Annotated in this window: 22 protein-coding genes; 4 read left to right on the forward strand and 18 right to left on the reverse strand. The window is 56.1% G+C overall.

All coding sequences use genetic code 11. The features are described 5' to 3' along the window. Positions 1-61 precede the first annotated feature (61 nt). The 4 genes from AAC622_RS09080 to AAC622_RS09095 all read right to left on the reverse strand — a co-directional run bounded on the left by AAC622_RS09080 (position 62) and on the right by AAC622_RS09095 (position 3,094). Positions 62-1,051, reverse strand: a complete 990-nt coding sequence (locus AAC622_RS09080; RefSeq protein WP_340261830.1) for a YcjF family protein — start codon at positions 1,049-1,051, stop codon at positions 62-64. 131 nt (positions 1,052-1,182) lie between these two features. Continuing rightward, positions 1,183-1,803: a 30S ribosomal protein S4 gene (gene rpsD, locus AAC622_RS09085; protein WP_340244762.1), complete on the reverse strand. Its 621-nt coding sequence runs from the start codon at positions 1,801-1,803 to the stop codon at positions 1,183-1,185. A gap of 200 nt (positions 1,804-2,003) precedes the next feature. Continuing rightward, positions 2,004-2,240 carry a hypothetical protein gene (locus tag AAC622_RS09090; protein ID WP_340261832.1) on the reverse strand — a complete coding sequence of 79 codons (237 nt, stop codon included), beginning with the start codon at positions 2,238-2,240 and terminating at the stop codon, positions 2,004-2,006. Between the two features lie 20 nt (positions 2,241-2,260). Next, positions 2,261-3,094 carry a Hint domain-containing protein gene (locus AAC622_RS09095; protein ID WP_340261835.1) on the reverse strand — a complete coding sequence of 278 codons (834 nt, stop codon included), beginning with the start codon at positions 3,092-3,094 and terminating at the stop codon, positions 2,261-2,263. Positions 3,095-3,158: 64 nt separating this feature from the next. Between AAC622_RS09095 and AAC622_RS09100 the strand changes: the two genes are divergently transcribed. Then, positions 3,159-3,341 carry a hypothetical protein gene (locus AAC622_RS09100; RefSeq protein WP_340261837.1) on the forward strand — a complete coding sequence of 61 codons (183 nt, stop codon included), beginning with the start codon at positions 3,159-3,161 and terminating at the stop codon, positions 3,339-3,341. A 24-nt stretch (positions 3,342-3,365) separates the two neighbouring features. On the opposite strand, the gene AAC622_RS09105 is transcribed toward AAC622_RS09100, so the two are convergent. Further along, complete coding sequence (locus tag AAC622_RS09105) at positions 3,366-5,645, reverse strand: adenosylcobalamin-dependent ribonucleoside-diphosphate reductase (protein ID WP_340261840.1); 2,280 nt, start codon at positions 5,643-5,645, stop codon at positions 3,366-3,368. Positions 5,646-5,762: 117 nt separating this feature from the next. On the opposite strand from AAC622_RS09105, the gene AAC622_RS09110 reads away from it, so the two are divergent. Continuing rightward, positions 5,763-6,194 (forward strand): DUF1489 family protein, encoded by a 432-nt coding sequence (locus AAC622_RS09110; protein ID WP_340261841.1) that lies wholly within the window; start codon positions 5,763-5,765, stop codon positions 6,192-6,194. Here AAC622_RS09110 and hisG read toward each other — a convergent pair. The 3 genes from hisG to hisS are packed head-to-tail and all read right to left on the reverse strand — an operon-like array spanning position 6,191 to position 9,467. Then, positions 6,191-6,880 carry an ATP phosphoribosyltransferase gene (gene hisG, locus AAC622_RS09115; protein ID WP_340261842.1) on the reverse strand — a complete coding sequence of 230 codons (690 nt, stop codon included), beginning with the start codon at positions 6,878-6,880 and terminating at the stop codon, positions 6,191-6,193. The genes AAC622_RS09110 and hisG overlap by 4 nt on opposite strands. Continuing rightward, positions 6,877-7,989 carry an ATP phosphoribosyltransferase regulatory subunit gene (locus tag AAC622_RS09120; protein WP_340261844.1) on the reverse strand — a complete coding sequence of 371 codons (1,113 nt, stop codon included), beginning with the start codon at positions 7,987-7,989 and terminating at the stop codon, positions 6,877-6,879. Before AAC622_RS09120 ends, hisG begins: the two co-directional genes overlap by 4 nt. Then, on the reverse strand, positions 7,986-9,467 hold the full coding sequence (hisS, locus tag AAC622_RS09125; RefSeq protein WP_340261846.1) for a histidine--tRNA ligase: 1,482 nt from the start codon (positions 9,465-9,467) through the stop codon (positions 7,986-7,988). Before hisS ends, AAC622_RS09120 begins: the two co-directional genes overlap by 4 nt. Positions 9,468-9,604: 137 nt before the next feature. Between hisS and AAC622_RS09130 the strand changes: the two genes are divergently transcribed. Further along, the gene (locus AAC622_RS09130; RefSeq protein ID WP_317656489.1) at positions 9,605-9,805 is read left to right on the forward strand and encodes a SlyX family protein; all 201 of its coding nucleotides are present in this window, start codon (positions 9,605-9,607) and stop codon (positions 9,803-9,805) included. 3 nt (positions 9,806-9,808) lie between these two features. Here the strand turns inward: AAC622_RS09130 and dnaE are convergent, their stop codons facing one another. The 7 genes from dnaE to AAC622_RS09165 all read right to left on the reverse strand — a co-directional run bounded on the left by dnaE (position 9,809) and on the right by AAC622_RS09165 (position 18,826). Further along, a complete protein-coding gene (gene dnaE, locus AAC622_RS09135) occupies positions 9,809-13,303 on the reverse strand; it encodes a DNA polymerase III subunit alpha (RefSeq protein WP_340261848.1) in 3,495 nt (1,164 codons plus the stop codon). A gap of 110 nt (positions 13,304-13,413) precedes the next feature. Beyond that, positions 13,414-15,930 (reverse strand): GcvT family protein, encoded by a 2,517-nt coding sequence (locus AAC622_RS09140; protein ID WP_340261851.1) that lies wholly within the window; start codon positions 15,928-15,930, stop codon positions 13,414-13,416. Positions 15,931-16,114: 184 nt separating this feature from the next. Next, complete coding sequence (locus tag AAC622_RS09145) at positions 16,115-16,690, reverse strand: F0F1 ATP synthase subunit B family protein (RefSeq protein WP_340261854.1); 576 nt, start codon at positions 16,688-16,690, stop codon at positions 16,115-16,117. Between the two features lie 3 nt (positions 16,691-16,693). Continuing rightward, on the reverse strand, positions 16,694-17,242 hold the full coding sequence (locus AAC622_RS09150; protein WP_340244784.1) for a F0F1 ATP synthase subunit B': 549 nt from the start codon (positions 17,240-17,242) through the stop codon (positions 16,694-16,696). 89 nt (positions 17,243-17,331) lie between these two features. Continuing rightward, positions 17,332-17,568, reverse strand: a complete 237-nt coding sequence (locus tag AAC622_RS09155) for a F0F1 ATP synthase subunit C (protein ID WP_050928673.1) — start codon at positions 17,566-17,568, stop codon at positions 17,332-17,334. 56 nt (positions 17,569-17,624) lie between these two features. After that, positions 17,625-18,404: a F0F1 ATP synthase subunit A gene (locus tag AAC622_RS09160; protein ID WP_411567109.1), complete on the reverse strand. Its 780-nt coding sequence runs from the start codon at positions 18,402-18,404 to the stop codon at positions 17,625-17,627. Positions 18,405-18,487: 83 nt separating this feature from the next. Then, on the reverse strand, positions 18,488-18,826 hold the full coding sequence (locus AAC622_RS09165; RefSeq protein WP_340261857.1) for an AtpZ/AtpI family protein: 339 nt from the start codon (positions 18,824-18,826) through the stop codon (positions 18,488-18,490). A 244-nt stretch (positions 18,827-19,070) separates the two neighbouring features. Between AAC622_RS09165 and AAC622_RS09170 the strand changes: the two genes are divergently transcribed. After that, a complete protein-coding gene (locus AAC622_RS09170; RefSeq protein WP_340261860.1) occupies positions 19,071-19,415 on the forward strand; it encodes an ArsR/SmtB family transcription factor in 345 nt (114 codons plus the stop codon). Here the strand turns inward: AAC622_RS09170 and AAC622_RS09175 are convergent. From AAC622_RS09175 to AAC622_RS09185, 3 genes are read right to left on the reverse strand one after another with little or no spacing between them, the layout of a single operon-like run. Further along, positions 19,412-20,293, reverse strand: coding sequence for a LysR family transcriptional regulator (locus tag AAC622_RS09175; RefSeq protein ID WP_340261863.1), 882 nt, complete (start codon positions 20,291-20,293; stop codon positions 19,412-19,414). The two genes, AAC622_RS09170 and AAC622_RS09175, sit on opposite strands and share 4 nt — an antisense overlap. Positions 20,294-20,304: 11 nt before the next feature. After that, entirely contained in the window at positions 20,305-20,907 is a 603-nt protein-coding gene (locus AAC622_RS09180) for a DUF1523 family protein (protein WP_340244790.1), read from the reverse strand. Positions 20,908-20,949: 42 nt separating this feature from the next. Continuing rightward, the gene (locus AAC622_RS09185) at positions 20,950-21,228 is read right to left on the reverse strand and encodes a hypothetical protein (RefSeq protein ID WP_340261865.1); all 279 of its coding nucleotides are present in this window, start codon (positions 21,226-21,228) and stop codon (positions 20,950-20,952) included. Between the last annotated feature and the right edge of the window lie 53 nt (positions 21,229-21,281).

Here is a 21,281-nt window from a genome sequence, read left to right on the forward strand (position 1 = left end):
CCGTCTCATGTTTAGCCCTATATCGCTGCAGGCGCGCGGGGTAAAGCTGCGCTTTGCGCGATCAGCCCTTTGACCCCGTGAAAAGCCCAGAAAATGCCTCGGACAAAACACTGCGCAAAGCTGGGCGGGGTAAGGCGTGAAAGGGCAAAGGTCGGCAAAGCTGCATCGCAATTACCCCAAGCCGCGCGGTCATCGCCCCATTGAAGACGCCTTCACCAAAGCGGCGCGATAATTTCCCTGCCAATGACCCGCCCAAAGTAGAACTGAGCAAATCATCCCCAATGGCAATGGCCCCTGTCGCCACAAGTTGCGCAATCGCTGACCGCGCCAAGCGCATGGCGCCAAACGTGCCCGCACGCCCGCCATAAATCTCGGCCACACGGCGGATCATCCGCAGATTGATCCAAAAGCTGATGACCATATCAAGCGACCCCATCGGGACGAGGGCCGTGACACTGGCAACACGGCGGGTGGCTTGGGCCACCTCAGCACGGGCCTGTGCATCTAGCCCTTCCAAAAACGCTGTCTCAATCACGCCCATTCGCAAATCTGCATCAAGCACATCCTCGACACTCTGCAAACGGTGGTCTGCTGCGCCCTGCACGCCCATGCGGTCGCGATAAAGCGCGCGCAGTTTGGGGATCAAAGCGGAAAGCTGTGCTAGGTTTTGGGCGGTCAAGGCCGATTGAGCCTCAGCCTGCAAAGCCGTCATGCGCGACAGCCGCGCACAGGCCCGCCATTCGCTGATCGCAAAGACGATTACAGCCACGAAAAACAGGCCCACAATCGCAAGGGCCACCTGCCCCCAGATTGTGCCGCGCGCCATCATATCAAGAACAAAACCCCAAACAGCGTTGATCAACAGAGCACTGGCAAGGCCGCCCGCCGACCAGAGCAAAAACCGCGATGCACCTGACATCTTTTGGGGCGCGGGCGGTTCATCGGGCGCGGCGGATGGCGCGTCAAAAATCGCAGGCGCGTCCACGGGGGATGCGCCACCAACGCTCTCCGCTGCCTCATCTAAAATGATTGGGTTTTTCCGCGTGGCCATACGCCCCCCCTCCTCACTTCTCCGTCACCCGCAAGGGAGAGCATAAGCAAAGAACCCTGCAGAGGAACAGTCACAAAAAAGCGCGCCACAGGGGGCGCGCTTTTGATCTTCTGAACTTGTGGCGGCGAAGATTAGTTCTTCGCGTAGAATTCAACCACGAGGTTTGGTTCCATCACGACGGGGTATGGCACATCGCCCAAACCAGGAGTGCGCACGAAAGTCGCGGTCATTTTGGAATGGTCGGCCTCGACATAGTCAGGCACATCACGCTCTGCCAATTGCACAGCTTCCAGAACTGTTGCCAATTGCTTAGATTTCTGACGCACCTCAACAACATCACCCTCCTTCACGCGGTAGGATGGGATATTGACGCGCTTGCCGTTCACCAAAACATGGCCGTGGTTTACGAATTGGCGGGCCGCAAAAACGGTTGGCACGAATTTCGCGCGGTAAACAACGGCGTCCAAGCGGCGCTCCAACAGGCCGATAAGGTTTTCACCTGTATCACCTTTTACGCGCTCTGCTTCTGCATAGATGCGGCGGAATTGCTTTTCGGTCAAATCGCCGTAATAGCCCTTCAGCTTCTGCTTGGCGCGCAACTGCGTGCCGAAGTCAGACAGTTTCGCCTTGCGGCGCTGACCATGCTGGCCTGGGCCATATTCGCGGCGGTTTACTGGGGATTTGGGGCGACCCCAAATGTTTTCGCCCATGCGGCGGTCGATTTTATACTTGGCAGACGTGCGTTTGGTCACGGCTGATCTCCTTCGTTAGAACGCCCCAGATCGGAGCTATGAAGGGCGTTGTCCTTTGCCGCTGCTTTCGCTTTGGCCGACAGGCATTCCCTTGCGGGGGCCACCAACACCAATGAAAAGAAGCACCGCAAACGGTGCCTCAGTGACGCGCGGGCTATAGGGGATTCCTCGCGCTGTCAAGCGCATGGGGGAATTCAAGCCTAGCTTAAGCCGTAAATCCCACGCGATGGCCCTAGATGCGCGGATAAAATCGCGGCCTCCGCCGCGCCCAACATCCGCCGCACAGCGGGGCCAAAAAGATCGGGATGCCCTGCAAGATATAGGTGACGTTCATAAAGGTCATCTAGGCAGGCGGCCGCATCGGCATCCATCTCGTCCTCGGGCAGTGCCGCATAAGCGGGGTGGAAACTGTCAACCGCGACACTGTTTGCAATCAAGACCTGATGCCCCTCAAGCATCACGTGAAATATGTGACAGAGGCCGCGCGGTGATCCACCCGCGCGCCCAAATCCCCTACCAAATCCTGTGCGCGCATCATGACCCCATCTTCGCCCCAAAGCGCCCGCGCCTCGGGCGATTTAATCAACACGCGATGATCAGGGGACACCAAGAGATCGGGTTCAGGTTTGCCTTTCCCAAAAAGACCCTGCGGCAATCGAATTGGGCGAAGATGTGGCATGGCAAAAAGTTGCGCGCCTGACAGGCTGCGCTGGCCCACCCATAGGACTTCTTTCAGACCATTGTCGCGGGTGACAAGATAATCCCCTGCCCGCACATCCTCGACCGCAATTTCCCCTTTCAGTGCCGCCAATCGCGTGCCTTTGACAAAGCAAACAATAGGGCCTTGGCGCCGAAAGCGCGCGGAACACCCGCCGCCCAAAGAGATGATTGTCAAATGTTGGCGCGAGGGTGGCATGCCATCGGGAAAGAGCAACACCGTTTCGCGGCTATCCTCAAGGGTGAGGGGAACGGCACTAAAAAACCGCACACCATCGGACAGCACCATCACATCACGATACAGGGGATTGTCAAAGTCGCTCGACAAGTGAGGCAGGGGCGCGGGTCTTTGCATGAACTTATGCACGACCCGCGCCGCTTTGGCACGAAGTTGGAGAAGATCACGGCTGGATGTCAGAACAAGGGCGGCGTCTTTGCCTTCAAGCGGGAAGGCACGACCGTGCCAGCTCCAACTCATCCCTTCAGCCAGATCTTTCTTGTTATAGTCCGAGTCTCCCTCGATCCGCGTCTGCGCCCAAGAAATGATGAACGCACCGCGCAACCCCATGCTCATGCGATGCCTGCCTTACTTGCCTCAATGCGTGCCGTTTATGTTTCGGCTTGGGAGGCAAGCTAGCATGGGTGATTCGTTCTGTGAATCCCCTTTTGACGCGCTTTGGAACCAAATCGCATTATTAAAAATCCTTGCAAACGTCACTCTGGCCAAAGGCGAGCGCACAATAAACCTGACGGGGCCAGATTACGGCAGCCGCGTTCACAAGGCAGTTAATAATAAAATTGTGTCTAAAATTTGTTTATGATTGTGGTGCGTTATCCACAGGACCTTAGCCGCATTTTGAATAGCCACAATCGGTGCAGGTCATGCACCCCTCGCTCATCCGCATCGCAGACGACCCACAGGAATTACACTCTGCCGCCCCTGTGCGGCCTGCACCCAAATCATAAACCTCGGCGGTGGGGTCGGTTTTCAACCCCATCCCCTCGCCCGAAATAAACCCAATTGAGATCAGATGCCGTTCGATAACACCGCCAATCGCCGCTAAGATCGAGGGCACATATTTACCCCCAATCCATGCCCCCCCGCGCGGATCAAACACGGCTTTGAGTTCTTCTACCACGAAACTCACATCACCGCCGCGGCGGAAGACAGCCGACATCATCCGCGTCAACGCCACTGTCCACGCATAATGTTCCATATTCTTGGAATTGATAAACACCTCAAACGGCCTACGATGACCGCTGAGCACTACGTCATTGATCGTGATATAAATCGCGTGCGGGCTATCGGGCCATTTCAGTTTATAGGTATTGCCCTCTAGGGTCTGCGGCCGCTCTAGCGGCTCGGAGATATAAACCACTTCGCCCGTAGAGGCCTCGCGCGCGGTGGCGCCATCTGGCTTTGCTTCTGCCTCAGAAACACTCAGGACACTGCCTGTCACATCATTGGGGCGATAAGTGGTGCACCCCTTACAGCCCGTTTCATAAGCCTGCAGATAGACATCTTTGAAAGCCTCAAAGCTGATATCTTGCGGCACGTTGATGGTTTTCGAAATCGAACTATCCACCCATTTCTGCGCGGCTGCCTGCATGCGCACATGATCAGCAGGGGCAAGGGTTTGGGCATTTACAAAAAACGCGGGCAATTCTACGTCACCCCTTTTTTCGCGCCAAAGTTTGACCGCGTAATCGGTCACCTCCTCCTCGCTGCGTGACCCATCCCGCTGCAACACTTTGCGCGTGTAGCTATAGGCAAAAACGGGCTCAATCCCAGAGGACACATTTCCCGCATAAAGGCTGATGGTGCCTGTGGGCGCAATCGAGGTCAAAAGCGCGTTTCGGATGCCATCTTTGGCTATCGCCTCACGCAAATCTTGATCCATTTGCGCCATATTCCCGGACGCCAAGAACGCCTCGGCGTCAAATAAGGGGAATGCGCCTTTTTCTCGCGCCAATTCAACCGAAGCCCAATAGGCCGCATGGGCAATTTCCTTCATCCAAATCTCGGATTGCGCCACAGCGTCATCGGCCCCATAGCGCAGGCCAAGCATCAAAAGGGCATCGGCCAAACCCGTCACCCCCAAACCAATGCGCCGCTTTGCTTGGGCCTCACGGGCCTGCGCCTCGAGGGGAAAACGGCTGGCATCCACCACGTTATCCATCATCCGCACAGCGACCCGCACCAAATCCTTAAGCGCATCAAGATCAAGGGCCGCATCCGCCTCAAAGGGCGCGCGCACAAGCCGCGCAAGGTTAACAGAGCCGAGCAAACACGCCCCATAGGGCGGCAAAGGTTGTTCGCCGCACGGGTTGGTTGCCGCAATAGTTTCGCAATAGGCCAGATTATTGGATTGGTTGATGCGATCGATAAAAATCACACCTGGCTCAGCGTAATCATAGGTCGATTGCATAATCTGATTCCACAGGTCACGCGCCTGCACCGTGCGGTAAACCTTATTATCAAAAACCAATTCCCAAGGCCCGTCCGCTTTGACCGCCTCCATAAAGGCATCGGTGACGAGAACAGAGACATTGAACATCCGCAGCCGCGCCGCATCAGATTTTGCGGTAATAAAATCTTCGATGTCTGGGTGGTCGCAGCGCATCGTTGCCATCATCGCGCCGCGGCGCGAGCCAGCCGACATAATCGTGCGGCACATGGAATCCCAAACATCCATAAAACTCAGAGGGCCAGAGGCATCCGCGGCCACCCCCTTAACATCCGCGCCTTTGGGTCGGATGGTCGAGAAATCATAGCCGATCCCACCCCCCTGCTGCATCGTCAAAGCCGCCTCTTTGAGCATATCAAAAATGCCGCTCATGCTGTCGGGAATTGTGCCCATGACAAAGCAATTGAAAAGCGTGACACTGCGCCCCGTTCCCGCACCTGCCGTGATGCGACCAGCGGGTAGATATTTGAAATCCTCAAGGGCTTCGTAGAATTTTTCTTCCCAATAGGCGGGATCTTTCTCCACCGAGGCCAAAGCCCGCGCGATCCGCCGCCATGTGTCCTCGACAGTGCGGTCAATGGGTGTGCCATCCGCCTCTTTGAGGCGATATTTCATATCCCAAATTTGTTCAGCAATTGGGGCAGAAAAACGAGACATAGCGCAGACTTTCACGATCAGATGGGGAAACACAAACTAGGGGCCTTGTCGCAAGCGGTCAACTTGAACCTTGCGAAAAATAGCATACCATATCTTGAGGGACTTTGGGGAATAGATATGAGCAGCACCATAAATCTGGTCAAATTATGTGTCGGCGCCGAAGAGGTGCAGGATCTTTTGAACTGGCAAAAGAACCCGCGCGCCTTAGGGCCATCGGGCCTGCCGCGCCATGTGACACGGATGTGGCCCAAGCGTGAGGCAGAAGTTCTTGCAGGCGGGTCGCTTTATTGGGTGTTCAAAGGATTGATCCTGTGCCGCCAAAAAATCTTGGCCCTAGAGGAAGTTGATCGCGGCGATGGGATCAGACGCTGCGGCATCGTTTTGGAACAAGACGTCACCCGCGTAACACCCACGCCCAAACGCCCGTTTCAAGGGTGGCGCTACCTCAAACCCGAAGACAGCCCCCGCGATTTAAACGCCAATCGCGCAGAAGAAGAAACTTTGCCGCGTGAATTGCAAACCGCTTTGGCCGAAATCGGCGTTCTTTAGATCGAAAGCTTGGTTTTCAGCCCGTCAAGGGCGGCTCGGGCCCCATCCGTCCAATCTGCGCCGCGGGCCCGAAACAGCATCGCCTGGCTGCGCAAGATCATCCCATCCGACAGGATTTTCAGGTTATTGGCCCGCAAGGTTTCCCCTGTTGAGGTGATATCAGCAATCAATTCCGCCGTGCCATGCGCCACGGTGCCCTCGGTCGCGCCTTGGCTGTCAACCAATTGATAATCGGCAACCCCTGCAGCGCGCAGATAGTCCCGCACCAGACGATGGTATTTCGTGGCGATCCGCAAACGCATCCCATGGGCCTCGCGGAAATCTGCGGCAACGGCATCAAGATCATCCACGCAATCCACATCAATCCAACATTGCGGCACGGCCAAAACCAAATCCGCAGAGCCAAATCCAAGCTCGGCCAATTCTTCGACCGACTGATCCCATGCGGGGATCTTCTCACGCACAAGATCGGTGCCCGTCACGCCCAAATGAATGCGGCCCGCCGCCATTTCGCGCGGAATTTCTCCCGCAGACAGCAACATCAACTGCATATCCGCCCCCGAAACTTCGGCGGCATAATCGCGCTCTGAGCCTGCGCGGCGCATCTCAACCCCACGCGCTACAAACCAATCAAAGGTTTTTTCCATCAACCGCCCCTTAGACGGCACCGCAATACGCAAAGTCATATGCCACCTCCCTGACGCGAGAGGCCATGCAGCAATTCAGGACGGATCACCCCGCCCACGGCAGCAATCTCACGGCCATTGCCCAAGATTTTGGTCAGCGCATCATAGCGTCCACCTGTGGCAACGGGGGGCATATGCGGGTCAGTTTCGTTGAAAAAGCCAAACACAAACCCATCATAATATTCCATATTTGTCCGCCCATAGGAGGCCTCGAACCATAGGTCATCTACGGCGACACCTACGGCGGACAGCGCCTCAATACGGCGCACCAAGCCTGAAATGGCGCTGTCGATCTGCGGTAAATCCACAGCCAAATCCCGCAATTGTGCGACTGCGTTTGGCAGGGTTTCGCGCAAAGACAAAACCCGCTCCAAGGCTTCGGCCTGCGCCGCCGAAATACTGGGCGCATCATCATCCTCGGCCAAAGCGCGCATACGGCGCAAGACATCAGCGGGGCTGCGTAGACCACTCCAATTTTCAGTGGCATCAATCATGGCTTCAGGCCCTAAATCGGCCATCTGGGCAATCAATGCTGCACGGGTCGCAGGGGCATCGCTGCGGCCTGAAAAACGATCTAGCAAGCGCCGAAAACGGCGCGGACGCCACACATGGCGCCGCAAGGCGCGTTTGCGCCGCTCGGTTGTGTCAAGGGCAGATATCGCGGCCAAAACCACGCCAATATCGCCAGTGACGGCACGCAGGCCATATGGGGCAAGCAATTTGGTAAAAAGGGCAAAGACTTCGGCATCTGCGCGCGCAGGGTCATCACGATCAAACAGCTCATATCCCACTTGCAGATATTCGCTCGCGCGGGCGGGACTGGCCTCCTGTTTGCGGAAAACCTCGCCCATGTAGCTGTAACGCGCAGGCTCCGCCCCGTCCGACATATGGCGCTGCACCACGGGCACGGTGAAATCGGGCCGCAGCATCATTTCGCCGCGATTGGGGTCATGCGTGACATAGGCCCGCGCGCGGATATCTTCGCCATAGAGATCAAGCAGCGTACCAGCAGGCAGCAAATGATCGGCCTCAAAAGCCACGGCGCCTGCGGCTTGAAATGCCGCAAAGAACCGCTCCGCCTCCGAACGAATGGCCGCTTTTTGGCTCATCCCTGACGCTCCAATATAGCGCGAATTTCGGCGACCAGATCACCGCGCGCCACTTCGCGCTGTGCAGGTTGCGCCTTCCATTCCTCAAGGCTTGCATTGGCTGCAATCTTGGCCCCTAAGATCAAATCCTTGATCTGAACCACGCCGCGCGCGGCCTCGTCCGAACCTTGGATGACCGCAACAGGGCTTTCGCGTTTATCGGCGTATTTCAACTGATTTCCGAAATTCTTAGGGTTGCCCAAGTAAACCTCCGCGCGGATGCCCGCATTGCGCAACTCAGTCGCCATGGCTTGATAATCCGCCATGCGGTCGCGATCCATGACCGTTACCACGACAGGTCCCTGCATCGCGCCGCTGATCCGCCCTTTGGCGCGCAATGCGGCCAAGAGGCGATCAACCCCGATGGACACACCCGTTGCAGGCACATCTTGGCCTGTGAAGCGTTTAACCAAATCGTCATAACGTCCGCCGCCTGCAACAGACCCAAATTGACGCGGGCGGCCTTTGTCATCCAGAATCTCAAAGGTCAACTCCGCCTCGAACACGGGGCCCGTATAATAGCCAAGGCCACGCACCACCGAAGGATCAATCACGATCCGGTCGGGGCCATAGCCTTGCGCATCAACCAGCGTGGCAATGGTTTCAAGTTCGGCCACCCCAGCTTCACCAATCGCAGATGTGCCAATCAGCTTGCGCAGCATCACCAAAGTCTCGGCATTGCTGTCTGCGCGCGCCAACAGGAATGCCACGATCTGATCGGCCGCTGCCGCATCAAGACCCACGCCATCGATATAAGCCCCAGACTCATCCAAACGGCCCTTGGTCAGCAATTGGATCACGCCTTCGCGGCCCACTTTGTCGAATTTATCAATCGTGCGCAGCACAGCTTGGCGGGTGGTTTCATCCTCGGAGGACAATCCAATGGTCGCCAGAACCCCATCCAACACCTTACGGTTGTTCACCCGCACCACATAATCGCCGCGCGGAATACCCACAGCCTCAAGCGTGTCTGACAGCATAGCGCAAATCTCGGCATCTGCGGCAACGCTGGCCGCGCCGACCGTATCGGCATCGCATTGGTAGAATTGGCGGAAGCGCCCCGGCCCTGGCTTCTCATTGCGCCAAACGGGGCCAAAGGTGTAGCGGCGATAGGGGCTTGGCAAATCATTGCGATGTTGCGCCGCTACGCGGGCCAAGGGGGCGGTCATATCATAGCGCAGCGCGACCCAACCGCCGTCTTCCTCCTCCTGCCAAGCAAAAACGCCCTCATTGGGGCGATCCGTGTCAGGCAGGAATTTTCCCAAGGCCTCCACGGTTTCCACGGCCGATGTCTCAAGCGGGTCGAAGCCATAGCGCTGATAGGTTTCGGCAATTTTGGCAAGCATCTCTTGCCGCTCCAACACCTCCGCGCCGAAGTAATCGCGAAATCCACGCGGCGTCTCTGCCTTAGGGCGGGGCTGTTTTTTCTCTTTTGCCATAACCATATCCTCGATCTCGCGCGTGGTGTAGCGCCCTCGCGTCAAAGGGGCAAGAGAGGGGTGGTCATGGGGCCCCTGCAAAGGTTAGTTTGCATCCGAACGCAACGACACAATCCCAGACAAGGATCATAGGCCCCATGAGCGCCTCTCGCGATGATTTGGAAATGCATTTGGCCCATCTCACCCGTACAGTCGATGACCTCTCGGAGGTGGTCGCACGCCAAGATCGCGAAATCACCCGTCTCACTGCCCGTGTTGAGATGCTGATGCAGCGTGAGGCAGATCGTGAAGCCGCAGGCGATATGCCCGCCGCCAATCAAAAACCGCCCCATTGGTGAGGGTTAAACCTCTTCCACCGCGATGACACCGCCCAAAGATTTCAGCGCCCCTTTTATGGCGGGATTGACGGGGTAATCCTCGCCCAAGAGGACTTCGACCTCACCCGGAAGATCGGCGGCTGTCAGGCATAATTGAATTGGGCCTGTCACCCGCGATGCATTGGTCTTTTTGGCCTCGCCCAACACATTGGCCAATTGCGGCAAAGCGGTCGCGTCCTCGACAAACACCCTCAAGCCTGTAGCCCCACCTTGTGCGGCAACCGCATCAATGGGCTGCACTGCGCGAGCTAGGAGTTTTAATTGCTCCGCTTCATAGGTGGCCTCAACGGTCAACACCACATTCTGGCCCGCCTCCAACAGATGCCGCGCAGATTCGAGCAGGTCAGAGAACACTGTGACTTCGTAAAGTCCCGTTGGATCAGAAAGACCCACAAAGGCAAAACGGGTGCCGCGCTGGCTTTTGCGCTCTTGCTTGACCGCAACCGCCCCTGCCAATTTGGTGACAAAAGCCCCCCCTTGCACCCGCGCCTCAACCTCACGCAGCGACAAGCAGCCTGAGCGTTTCAAGCTTGGCATATATTCATCCAAAGGATGGCCAGAAAGATAGAAACCAACCGCCTGATGCTCTTGGGAAAGCCGTTCATTCGGCAACCAATCTGGCGGATTAGACAGGCGTGGCTCAGGCAAATCATCGCCCCCTTCCCCGAATAGGGAGGTCTGGTTTGACGATTTTTGATCGTGAATTGCAGCAGAATAGGCGACCAGCGCATCCAAACTGTCAAACACGCGGCGGCGGTTTGCATCCAGTTCGTCAAAGGCGCCTGCGCGCGCCAACATCTCAAGCGGCCGCTTGCCCACCCGTTTCAAATCAACCCGCCGAGCGAAATCAAAGAGCGATGCAAAGGGCTGATCTCCGCGCCCTTCAACGATCAGGCGCATTGCATCGACACCGACATTTTTCAAGCCACCCAAGCCATAGACCACGCGCCCTTCGGACACGGAGAACGTGGCAAGCGAGCGATTAACACAAGGCGGCACGATCTCGATGCCAAGGCGACCCACCTCTTGGCTGTAAATAGACAGCTTATCCGTCAGATGAATATCGCAATTCATCACCGCAGCCATGAATTCGACAGGATGGTTCGCCTTAAGCCAAGCGGTTTGATAACTGACAACCGCGTAAGCGGCCGCGTGCGATTTGTTGAAGCCGTAATTGGCGAATTTTTCTAGAAGGTCGAACACTTCTTCGGCCTTGGCCTTGTCGATCCCATTTGCCTTTGCCCCCTCCACGAATTTGGGGCGTTCGGCATCCATGGCCTCTTTGATCTTCTTACCCATGGCGCGGCGCAGCAAATCCGCACCGCCTAGGCTATAGCCTGCCATGACCTGCGCAATTTGCATCACCTGTTCTTGATATACGATGATGCCTTGCGTTTCTTCGAGGATGTGATCAATCAACGGATGGATCGAGGCACGCTCTTTGATCCCGTTCTTCACCTCGCAATATGTTGGGATATTCTCCATCGGGCCCGGGCGATAGAGCGCCACAAGGGCCACGATATCCTCAATGCAGGTGGGGCGCATACGCCTTAGGGCATCCATCATGCCCGAGCTTTCCACCTGAAACACCGCAACCGTCTTGGCCGAAGCATAGAGCGCATAGGTCGCTTCATCGTCTAACGGGATCGCGTTGATCTGGTTTTCTGCCCCCTCAGGCGGTTGATAGAGCGCGTGGCCATCTGGTGCGACATGCAAATCGCGGCCCGATGAATGGATCAGATCAATGGCATTTTGCACCACAGTCAGGGTTTTGAGACCGAGAAAATCGAATTTCACCAAGCCCGCAGGTTCTACCCATTTCATATTAAACTGGGTTGCAGGCATGTCCGAGCGCGGGTCTTGGTAAAGTGGCACCAACTCGTCCAAAGGGCGGTCACCGATCACAACGCCCGCGGCGTGGGTTGAGGCATTGCGCAAAAGCCCCTCGACCTGTTGACCATAATCCAAAAGCCGCGCGACCACTTCTTCGGCCTGCGCTTCTTCGCGCAGGCGCGGTTCATCGGCCAAGGCTTTTTCAATGCTCACGGGTTTGACCCCCTCAACAGGGATCATTTTTGACAGGCGATCCACCTGACCATAGGGCATTTGCAAAACCCGCCCGATATCGCGTACGGCCGCCTTGGATAACAGCGCACCAAAGGTGATGATCTGCCCCACGCGGTCGCGACCATATTTTTCCTGCACATATTGGATCACCTCCTCACGGCGATCCATACAGAAGTCGATATCGAAATCGGGCATTGAGACGCGTTCAGGATTGAGGAAGCGCTCAAACAGCAAGCTATAACGCAGAGGATCAAGGTCGGTGATGGTCAAGGCATAGGCCACAAGGCTGCCTGCACCCGACCCGCGCCCAGGCCCGACTGGGATGTCATGCCCCTTGGCCCATTTGATGAAATCGGCCACGATCAAGAAATAGCCCGGGAAGCCCATCCCCTCGATGATGTCCAATTCGAAATCGAGGCGCTTTTGATAGTCCTCAACTGATGCCGCATGCGGGATCACCGCAAGGCGCGCTTGCAGACCTTCATTGGCCTGACGGCGCAGTTCTTCCACCTCGTTCTCGGCAAAGCGCGGCAAGATCGGGTCGTGGGTGCGCGCGCGATAGGCGCAGCGCTGTGCAATCTCGACCGTGTTTTCAATCGCCTCGGGCAGATCAGCGAAGAGTGTCAGCATCTCTTCGGGGGTTTTGAAATAATGCTGAGATGTCAGGATACGGCGTGGTTCTTGTTGATCGACATAGGCCCCTTGCGCAATGCAGATCAGCGCGTCATGCGCCTCATACATTTTTGGTTTGGGGAAATAGACGTCATTGGTCGCCACAAGGGGCAGGCCCATCTTATAGGCCATATCAATCAGATGCGGCTCACTCAGCGCCTCTGCCTCGGGCAGACCCTGATCTATGGGGTGACGCTGTAATTCAACATAAAGCCTATCCCCTAAGATCTCAGCCAATCGCGCCATCAATCCTTCGGCTTTGGCTATTTGCCCCGCAGAGAGCAGGGCGCCAAACGGCCCCTCAGGGCCACCAGAAAGGCAGATCAACCCCTCATTATGCGCCGCCAATTCATCAAGGGTGACATGGGGAATCTGGCCATCGCCGCGCAAGTAGACATGCGAATTCAACTTTAATAGGTTCAAGTAGCCCTGACGCGATTTCACCAAAAGAACAATGCCGCGCGGGGGGCGCGGTTTCTCGCCCTGCGCTGCCGCCTCATAGGCCAAATCAATCTGGCACCCCAATATCGGCTGCACACCTGCCTTGACCGCATATTCGGAAAACTCAAGCGCGCAGAACATGTTGTTGGTGTCTGTCACTGCAACAGCGGGCATGCCTGCATCGGCCACCAATTGGGGCAAAGATTTGATCCGCATCGCCCCTTCAAGCAGCGAATATTCGCTATGCACACGCAAATGGATGAATCGAGGCTTTGACATAAACCCAACCTATGAAATGCGCGCCGAGCAGAAAAGCAAAAAAGCCGCCTGCATCTCCAAAGGGATGCAGGCGGCCTTCACGGGAGGAACCCTGTCTCGATCAGGTTGGATCAGCCATCCACGCGGATCGTGACGTTCTTCGGATCATAAGGGCTGTCTTCGGTAATTTCCGCATCATAAAGCGCGCCCATGATCATCACCTTCAGCTTTTGCCCAACCTGCGCATAGTCAGGTTTCACATAGCCCATGCCGATCTGTTTTCCGAAATGCACGGAATAGCCACCTGATGTCAGACGCCCAACACGGGTTTCGCCATCAAACAAGGCTTCGCGCCCCCATGGGTCAGCATCCTGAGGCCCGTCTATTAACAGCGTCACACATTTAGAGCGGATACCCTTATCAAGCATTGCTTGCTTGCCATGGAACTCCTTCGAGAGATCAACAAAGCGATCTAGGCCCGCCTCCAATGGCGTAGCATCACGGCCAAGTTCATTGCCAAAGGCACGATAGGATTTCTCCTGACGCAGCCAGTTCTGCGCACGCGCACCAACCAGCTTGAGCCCATGCTTTTCGCCCGCAGCCATAAGTTGATCCCACAGGTGATTTTGCATCTCAATCGGATGGTGCAACTCCCAACCCAACTCACCTGTATAGGCCACACGCGCAGCGCGCACAGGCACCATGCCCAGCTCGATGTCGCGCACAGACAGCCACGGCGAACGCTTGTTCGAGAGGCGTGTTTCTGGCTCTGCGTCACGGACAAGCTCGTTCAAGATCGCGCGGGAATTTGGCCCCGCAAGGGCAAAGACACCCCATTTCGTGGTCACATTCTCGACCGCAAACCAGTTGCCTGTGCTTTGGGTTTTGGCCCAGAAATCTTCTTCGGCCTTGCGCAGATAATCGCCGTCATAGGCCTCCCACGCGCCTGCAGAGACGAGGTAGTAATCATTCTCAGCAATCCGCATGATAGTGTATTCGGTGCGGGTCGTGCCTGAATCGGTCAGCGCATAGGTCAGGTTAATCCGTCCCACTTTGGGCAATGCGTTACAGGTAAACCAATCCAAGAAAGCAGTCGCTCCAGGCCCGAACACACGATGCTTGGCAAAGGCTGTTGCATCAATCAGGCCAGCGGTTTTACGGATCGCTTCCGCTTCCTCGCGAGCAAAGTTCCACCATCCGCCGCGGCGGAAACTGCGCGCATCATGGTCAAATTGAGACGGCGCATCTTTGGGGCCGTAGTAGTTTGGACGTTCAAATCCGTTCACACAGCCAAATTGCGCGCCAAGTGCCTTTTGACGATCATAGGCAGGGCCTGTGCGCAAAGGCCGGCAGGCTTCGCGCTCTTCGTCAGGGTGGTGCAGAACATAGACATGCGCATAGCATTCTTCATTTTTGCGCGCTGCATATTCGGTCGTCATCCAATCTTGGCCGTAACGCTTAGGGTCAAGGCTGGCCATATCGATTTCCGCCTCACCTTCGACCATCATCTGCGCCAAATAATAGCCTGTGCCACCTGCTGCGGTGATGCCGAAGCTAAAACCTTCAGCCAACCACATATTCCGCAGGCCAGGCGCAGGGCCGACCAATGGGTTCCCATCGGGGGTGTAGCAGATCGGGCCATTGTAATCATCCTTCAGACCCACTGTCTCACTGGACGGGATGCGGTGGATCATGGACATATATTCTTCTTCAATCCGCTCCAGATCGAGCGGGAAGAGATCCGCGCGGAAACTGTCGGGCACAGCATATTTGAAACAGGCAGGTGCGCCTTCTTCATAAGGCCCTAGAATCCACCCACCGCGTTCTTCGCGCACATACCATTTTGCATCTGCATCGCGCAAAACGGGATGCTCGGGCGCGCCATTTTGACGGAAGGCCACCAATTCTGGATCAGGCTCCGTGACGATATATTGATGCTCGACTGGGATGGCGGGGATTTTGATGCCCAACAATTTCGCTGTGCGCTGCGCATGGTTTCCTGTTGCGGTCACAACATGTTCGGCAGTGATCACTTGGGTTTCCTCAGACGGAACCAAATTGCCGCCCTTTTCTACCATCTTGGTGACAGTGACGCGCCATGCCTCGCCTGTCCATTCATAGCCATCAACTTGCCATTTGCGCTCGATGATCACGCCACGCTGACGCGCGCCCTTGGCCATGGCTTGGGTCACGTCTGCAGGGTTGATATAGCCGTCAGTCGGGTGGAACAGCGCCCCTTTGAGATCTTCTGTGCGCACCAGCGGGTAGCGGTCTTTAATCTGCGCAGGTGTCAACCACTCGTAGGGAATACCAACCGTCTCAGCGGTCGATGCATAAAGGCGGAACTCGTCCATGCGTGCATCGGTCTGCGCCATGCGCAAGTTACCGACCACAGCAAACCCTGCGTTGAGGCCTGTCTCTTCTTCCAACGTCTTATAGAATTTCACAGAATAGTCGTGAATATGGCTGGTTGCGTAGCTCATGTTGAACAATGGCAAAAGTCCAGCCGCGTGCCATGTCGAGCCAGAGGTCAATTCATCCCTCTCCAACAGCATCACATCCTGCCATCCCGCTTTTGCAAGATGATAGGCAATAGATGCGCCAACGGCACCGCCGCCGACAACCAAGGCTTTGACATGTGTCTTCATGATATCCGCTCCCGCGCGTGATCTGTGGTTGTCCCCTCTTGCCAGAGGTCAAGCCGCGCGGCCTCGCCCGCCCGACCGAAAAAAGACAGAAAACGACATCTGTGACACAGGCCACATAATCAACAAAAAAAAGGCCCCTCTCAGGGGGCCTTTTTCATAACTTTTACCTTCCAAGCATACCTGCTTAGTGCAGGCGGCTTTCCACTTCGGCGATGGCCGCATCAATGCGCTTGTTCGCATCGGTTGCAGTGGTGCTATCGGCCAAAATCTTTGCCGCCGCCGCAATCGCAACATCCACAGCACGGTTGCGCAATTCACGGGTCGCTTTTTCTTCGGCGCTCGTGATCTGCTCCTCAGCTGCCTTTAGGCGGCGCGCGATGGATTGCTTGAGGTCGTCTTTGGCAGCATCGGCAGCCAAACGAGCCTCTTCGCGGGCGTGGTCGATAATGCGCTGAGATTGCTCAGCCACTTCGCGGCTTTTGCGCTCATAGGCAGCCAGAACGGCTTGCGCTTCATCGCGTAGGTTGCGGGCCTCATCCAATTCGGAACGGATGGTTTCCGCGCGGTCATCCAACATCTTGAGGATCATCGCAGGCACGTTGAAATAGAACAACAGCGCCAAGAACAAGATGAAGCCAATCAGCACCACGTAATTGGTGTTGAAGAAAGACGCAAAGCCGTAATCACCACCTGCTGCAAAAGCAGGCGCCGCGATTAGGGTCAGGGCAGATGTTGCCAAGGTCGCGTAACGCAGTGTCATGGCTTATCCTTTCATCCGCTCTGCAATGGCCGCTTTCAGCGCCTTGGCATCGGGCTTGCCACCACCAAGAGCCGTTACAATCTCGGCTGTCGCATCTTTTGCGACCGCTTCAATGTTTTTCACAGCGCCTGCGCGGATCTCACCGATACGCGCTTCAGATTCTTTTGCCTTCGCAGCGATCTGCGCGTCCGCTTTTGCAGTTGCGTCCGCCAATTCAGCCGCGATTTCGCTGCGGGTCTGGGCGATGATGTCTTGCGCTTGCGCGCGCGCATCAGCGAGGGCTTTGTTATAGGCCTCTTCCGCTTCAGCAGCTTTGGCTTTGAGGTCTTCAGCAGCGGCAATGTCCTTTGCAATCGCGCCTTGGCGGTCTGCCAAAACGGATGCAACGCGGGGCAACGCCACGCGGCTCAAGATCAAATAAACGACCACCAGTGTAACCACGAGCCAGAAAATCTGGTTCGGGAAGGTGGAGAAGTCGAGTTGCGGCATACCCCCCGAGGCGGCTTCACCACCATGGGCTGCACTGGCAACGTTGTGGGCAGTCTCTGCCATCATGTCCTCCTGGAACCGGTGATTACACTGGGCCGCTGTCGCGCGCTGCGCTCAAAGCGACCCAGCCGTAAGGATGGTTCGCTAAAGGCTTAGACTGCGAACATCAGCAGAAGTGCAACGAGGAACGCGAAGATCCCCAAAGCTTCTGCGAACGCGATACCGATGAAGAGCGTTGCGGTCTGACCTGCAGCTGCAGATGGGTTACGCAAAGCACCTGCGAGGAAGTTGCCTGCAACATGGCCCACACCGATCGCTGCTGCGCCAGAGCCGATAGCGGCAAGGCCTGCACCGATGAATTGACCGAGTTCTGCGATATTGCCTTCCATTTCCGTTTCTCCTTACGTTGGAATTGGCTGAGTAGATGTCCTGAACCGTGATCCGCTTAGTGGTGCGGATGCAGCGCGTCTTTCAGATAGACGCAGGTTAGGATGGTGAACACATAAGCTTGGATCACGGATACGAGCACTTCGAGCCCGTAGATCGCGACAATGCCCAAGATTGGGGCGAAGGCTGCGGCGCCCATCGCGCCAGCGAAACCTGCAAACACTTTCAAAACTGCGTGGCCCGCCATCAAGTTACCCGCAAGACGGATAGAGTGGCTGACGGGGCGCACGAAGTACGAAATCAATTCGATGATGGCAAGGATCGGGCGCAACGCCAATGGCGCGGAACTGACCCAGAACAGGCTGAGGAAGCCTGCGCCGTTCTTGATGAACCCCACCAAGGTCACTGTCAGGAATACCGCCGCCGCCAAAATCGCAGTCACCGCGATGTGCGATGTGGTGGTAAAGCTCATTGGGATCAGGCCCAAGAGGTTCGACAGCAGGATGAACATAAACAGGGCGAAAATATAGGGGAAGAAGGGCAGCGCATCTTTGCCTGCAACATCTTCGACCATCTTACGCACGAAGCCATAGATCAGCTCAGCGACCGACTGGCCGCGCGACGGAACCACGGCGCGACCGCGCGTGCCCATGACCATCAACGCCACAATCGCGATGACGCTGAGCGCCATCCAGAGCGTGGAATTGGTCGGCGTGTACCAGTTCAGCGTGTCACCAAACAATGGGGAGATGACGAATTGATCCATCGGGTGGATCGCCAAGCCGCCTTCATAATCGTCAAGGAGACCCAGGACGAAAAGCACAGCCGCGATGGCCAAAAGGACAAATGCGATCGGCTTGCCCGAATTAGAGGGCTTGTTCTGATCAGAATTCGTTACATCCGAAGCCACGGTGTATCCCCTTATTTTGCGTCGCCCTCATCCGCGTGTTCGCGGGCTTGGGCTTGGTTCTGAAGCTCTTGCGCAGATCGGATCATCGTTTTGACCCCAGCCACAAAGCCCAGCAATGTAAAAACGACCATCAGCCAAGGGCGCGTGCCCAAGAGGCTATCCAAGCCCCAGCCTATACCAACACCGATCAACAACCCGCTGACCAGTTCAATCACCATCCTCCACGCGTGCTGCGCTTGGGAATAATGCTCCCCCATCGGTGGTTTCTTGTCGGCTTCGCGCGACCGAATGTTTGCCAGTTTTTCTTCCAACCCCTTAAGGCGGTCGGGATTTGGCGATGGCTCGGTCATGTGCAAAGCACCTTCAGAAAACGCCCCTCGGGTGTCGCGCGGAACCTAAGAACAGGCCGCGCCAGAGTCAACGAAACTTTGCACCCGCAGAGAAATGCATAAGATATTGAATATAAAGTAATAAAATTACCTGCGACAAGTTGGTCAAATCCACCCGTCAGAAGGTCTGCGGCAATTTTCGACAATTTCCCATATTCAACCAAATGGTTGACGATTGCCTCAGAAGGCAGGATAGGATGCCAATATGAGCACCAGTTCCCTGGATCTGACCTTTGCTGCCTTGGCAGACCCAACCCGCCGCGCGATCTTGTCGATGCTGCTGGAAGATGACATGGCCGTGACCGATGTGGCGGAACCGTTTGAAATGTCTCTGGCTGCGATCTCAAAGCACCTCGCCATCCTTGCCCATGCGGGACTGATTGCCCAAGAAAAGCGGGGACGGGTCAAGTGGTGCAAACTCGAGCCTGACGCGCTGCGCGCCGCAAGTGTTTGGATGCAGGGGTTTGGTCAATTCGAACCCATCCACCTAGACGAGTTCGAAGCCTTTCTCGCTCGCGAATTGAATGGGGCTGATACGCAGGGCGGTTAAACGGTCCCCACGATATTTTTGGCGTTATCTTTAAGATAGGCCAAGACGCGCTGCACCTTTGGGCTGCGATGCAAATCGACATGGGTGACCAACCAGACAGAAGAATTCCATTCGTCCAGTGAGGGCATTACCTCAATCAAGTCTGCATTTTGCTCAAGGGCAAAGGCCGGCGCAAAGCCTATGCCGATCCCCGCATGAACCGCCTCAATCGCACTCGCGAAATCGGAGGCCCGAAACACGATTGCATCTTCAGGCACATGATCCTTGAGCCATCTTAAAAACGGCGCGCGGCTATCGGCTTGAGTGGTTGCCACAAAGCGATGCTGCGCTGCTGTTTCTAGGCTGAATGGCCCGTGCTGTTCGAGATAGGACTTGGTTGCACAAAGACGCGCCCTGAGCGTGAAAAAGGGCTGCACGACATTATCAGGCTCCGATGGGGCAGACCCTGCACGAATGGCAATATGCGCCTCGCCCAATTCCATCCGAAAGACGCGTTCATCCGTCACCAAACAAATGCGCAAATCTGGATGATCGTTTTGCAATTCGGCCAATGCGGGCATCAACAACTGCGCCACAAAGCCAAGCGCGGTCAGCACCAATTCCCCCGACAGCGTATCGCCCTGCCCTGCAATACGCGAGGCCAATTGTGAAAACCGCGCTTCAGTTTCAGCGGCAGTCGCAAGCAAATCCTGCCCGGCCTCGGTGGGGGTGTAGCCGCGTGCATGACGATGGAACAACCGCACCCCAAGACGCCCTTCAAGCGCATCTATATGACGGATCACTGTAGCATGATGCACCGATAGATAATCTGCGGCCCCAGACACCGTGCCCAGTCGTGCCACATGATAAGCCGTGCGCACCTCATCCCATGCATCCATCATCGCACCCTTTACTTGCCGCGCAAACGATCACGGCTTTTCGACCAAAACACAGCCGCCCTGTCATAAAGCGGATCAAGAATGCGGGCTTCAAACCGCTCCCACAAGCGCCATAGGGCCAACAAGACAACCAAAAGAAGGACGAGAATTGTAATCGGCATCCATGGGATCAGCGTCACATCTGGCCCTGCCACCTGACGCAAGGCCACAGCATTGGGATAGGTCGTCAAAATGCGCGAACGCCATCCGTAATGGGTAACCGCTACCCAAATCGGGTCAGCCGCAGTCGAAATCAGGTTTGCCGCTTCGGCCTGCAGGTCTGAGCTGTCCAACTTGAAATAAGGAGGCCACCCAAAGCCCGTATCCTCATTGCGGAACACGTGAACCTCGCCCTGCGCATCGACCGTATTGATCAAACGCAAATCGCGCGATGCGAGTTGTGCGCTGCCTGTATCGCCGCGCGCGTAGAAGATGCGGTTGAGGCCTGAAAAATCTTGCCTGATGATTTCTGTCTGCGTGATCCGCAAAATATCACGCTGCGGCAGCGTATAGTGGAAGAACGCGACAAGGAGCGCGCCCAATATCAGTAATGCTATGATCCGTGGCCAACGCATGCGCCGCCTGCCCCTTTGTCGTTTATTTTCCCATTGCGCCCCCTAAGGCGCGAACGGATCGGTGTACCCAACATAAAGGAACAGCGCCGCCAGTGGCAAAGCATAAACCAGAACCGCCAAACGCAGCGCGATTTTACGCATAGATCCTGCCAGACGGCGATTGATCCAATCCTCACGATGCTCATTCGCGGCATCAGACGGATCCCGCTTTTGCCATTCCGCGATTAAGGCCTCACGCTGGCCTGCGCGCAAATAAAAATAAAGCGATACAAAGACCACTGTCAAAAGCACCGCCATCAGCAAGGCTATGCGAATAATCACACCCTGTTCTCCCAGATCCGTGTCTCATCCTTGATATAGGCACGGCGCAAAAA

The organism is Roseobacter sp. HKCCA0882, from assembly GCF_037805225.1.
Lineage (GTDB): Bacteria > Pseudomonadota > Alphaproteobacteria > Rhodobacterales > Rhodobacteraceae > M30B80.

What these genes read in the sequence shown, in the direction of transcription:
- AAC622_RS09155 (WP_050928673.1), bottom strand. Translation starts at nt 17,568, where the DNA reads ATGGAAGGCAATATCGCAGAACTCGGTCAATTCATCGGTGCAGGCCTT.
- AAC622_RS09110 (WP_340261841.1), top strand. Translation starts at nt 5,763, where the DNA reads ATGAGCAGCACCATAAATCTGGTCAAATTATGTGTCGGCGCCGAAGAG.
- AAC622_RS09180 (WP_340244790.1), bottom strand. Translation starts at nt 20,907, where the DNA reads ATGCGTTGGCCACGGATCATAGCATTACTGATATTGGGCGCGCTCCTT.
- AAC622_RS09145 (WP_340261854.1), bottom strand. Translation starts at nt 16,690, where the DNA reads ATGACACTGCGTTACGCGACCTTGGCAACATCTGCCCTGACCCTAATC.
- AAC622_RS09165 (WP_340261857.1), bottom strand. Translation starts at nt 18,826, where the DNA reads ATGACCGAGCCATCGCCAAATCCCGACCGCCTTAAGGGGTTGGAAGAA.
- AAC622_RS09170 (WP_340261860.1), top strand. Translation starts at nt 19,071, where the DNA reads ATGAGCACCAGTTCCCTGGATCTGACCTTTGCTGCCTTGGCAGACCCA.
- AAC622_RS09150 (WP_340244784.1), bottom strand. Translation starts at nt 17,242, where the DNA reads ATGGCAGAGACTGCCCACAACGTTGCCAGTGCAGCCCATGGTGGTGAA.
- hisG (WP_340261842.1), bottom strand. Translation starts at nt 6,880, where the DNA reads ATGACTTTGCGTATTGCGGTGCCGTCTAAGGGGCGGTTGATGGAAAAA.
- dnaE (WP_340261848.1), bottom strand. Translation starts at nt 13,303, where the DNA reads ATGTCAAAGCCTCGATTCATCCATTTGCGTGTGCATAGCGAATATTCG.
- AAC622_RS09095 (WP_340261835.1), bottom strand. Translation starts at nt 3,094, where the DNA reads ATGAGCATGGGGTTGCGCGGTGCGTTCATCATTTCTTGGGCGCAGACG.
- AAC622_RS09140 (WP_340261851.1), bottom strand. Translation starts at nt 15,930, where the DNA reads ATGAAGACACATGTCAAAGCCTTGGTTGTCGGCGGCGGTGCCGTTGGC.
- AAC622_RS09120 (WP_340261844.1), bottom strand. Translation starts at nt 7,989, where the DNA reads ATGAGCCAAAAAGCGGCCATTCGTTCGGAGGCGGAGCGGTTCTTTGCG.
- AAC622_RS09080 (WP_340261830.1), bottom strand. Translation starts at nt 1,051, where the DNA reads ATGGCCACGCGGAAAAACCCAATCATTTTAGATGAGGCAGCGGAGAGC.
- AAC622_RS09130 (WP_317656489.1), top strand. Translation starts at nt 9,605, where the DNA reads ATGAGCGCCTCTCGCGATGATTTGGAAATGCATTTGGCCCATCTCACC.
- AAC622_RS09105 (WP_340261840.1), bottom strand. Translation starts at nt 5,645, where the DNA reads ATGTCTCGTTTTTCTGCCCCAATTGCTGAACAAATTTGGGATATGAAA.
- hisS (WP_340261846.1), bottom strand. Translation starts at nt 9,467, where the DNA reads ATGGCAAAAGAGAAAAAACAGCCCCGCCCTAAGGCAGAGACGCCGCGT.
- AAC622_RS09100 (WP_340261837.1), top strand. Translation starts at nt 3,159, where the DNA reads ATGGGTGATTCGTTCTGTGAATCCCCTTTTGACGCGCTTTGGAACCAA.
- AAC622_RS09175 (WP_340261863.1), bottom strand. Translation starts at nt 20,293, where the DNA reads ATGGATGCATGGGATGAGGTGCGCACGGCTTATCATGTGGCACGACTG.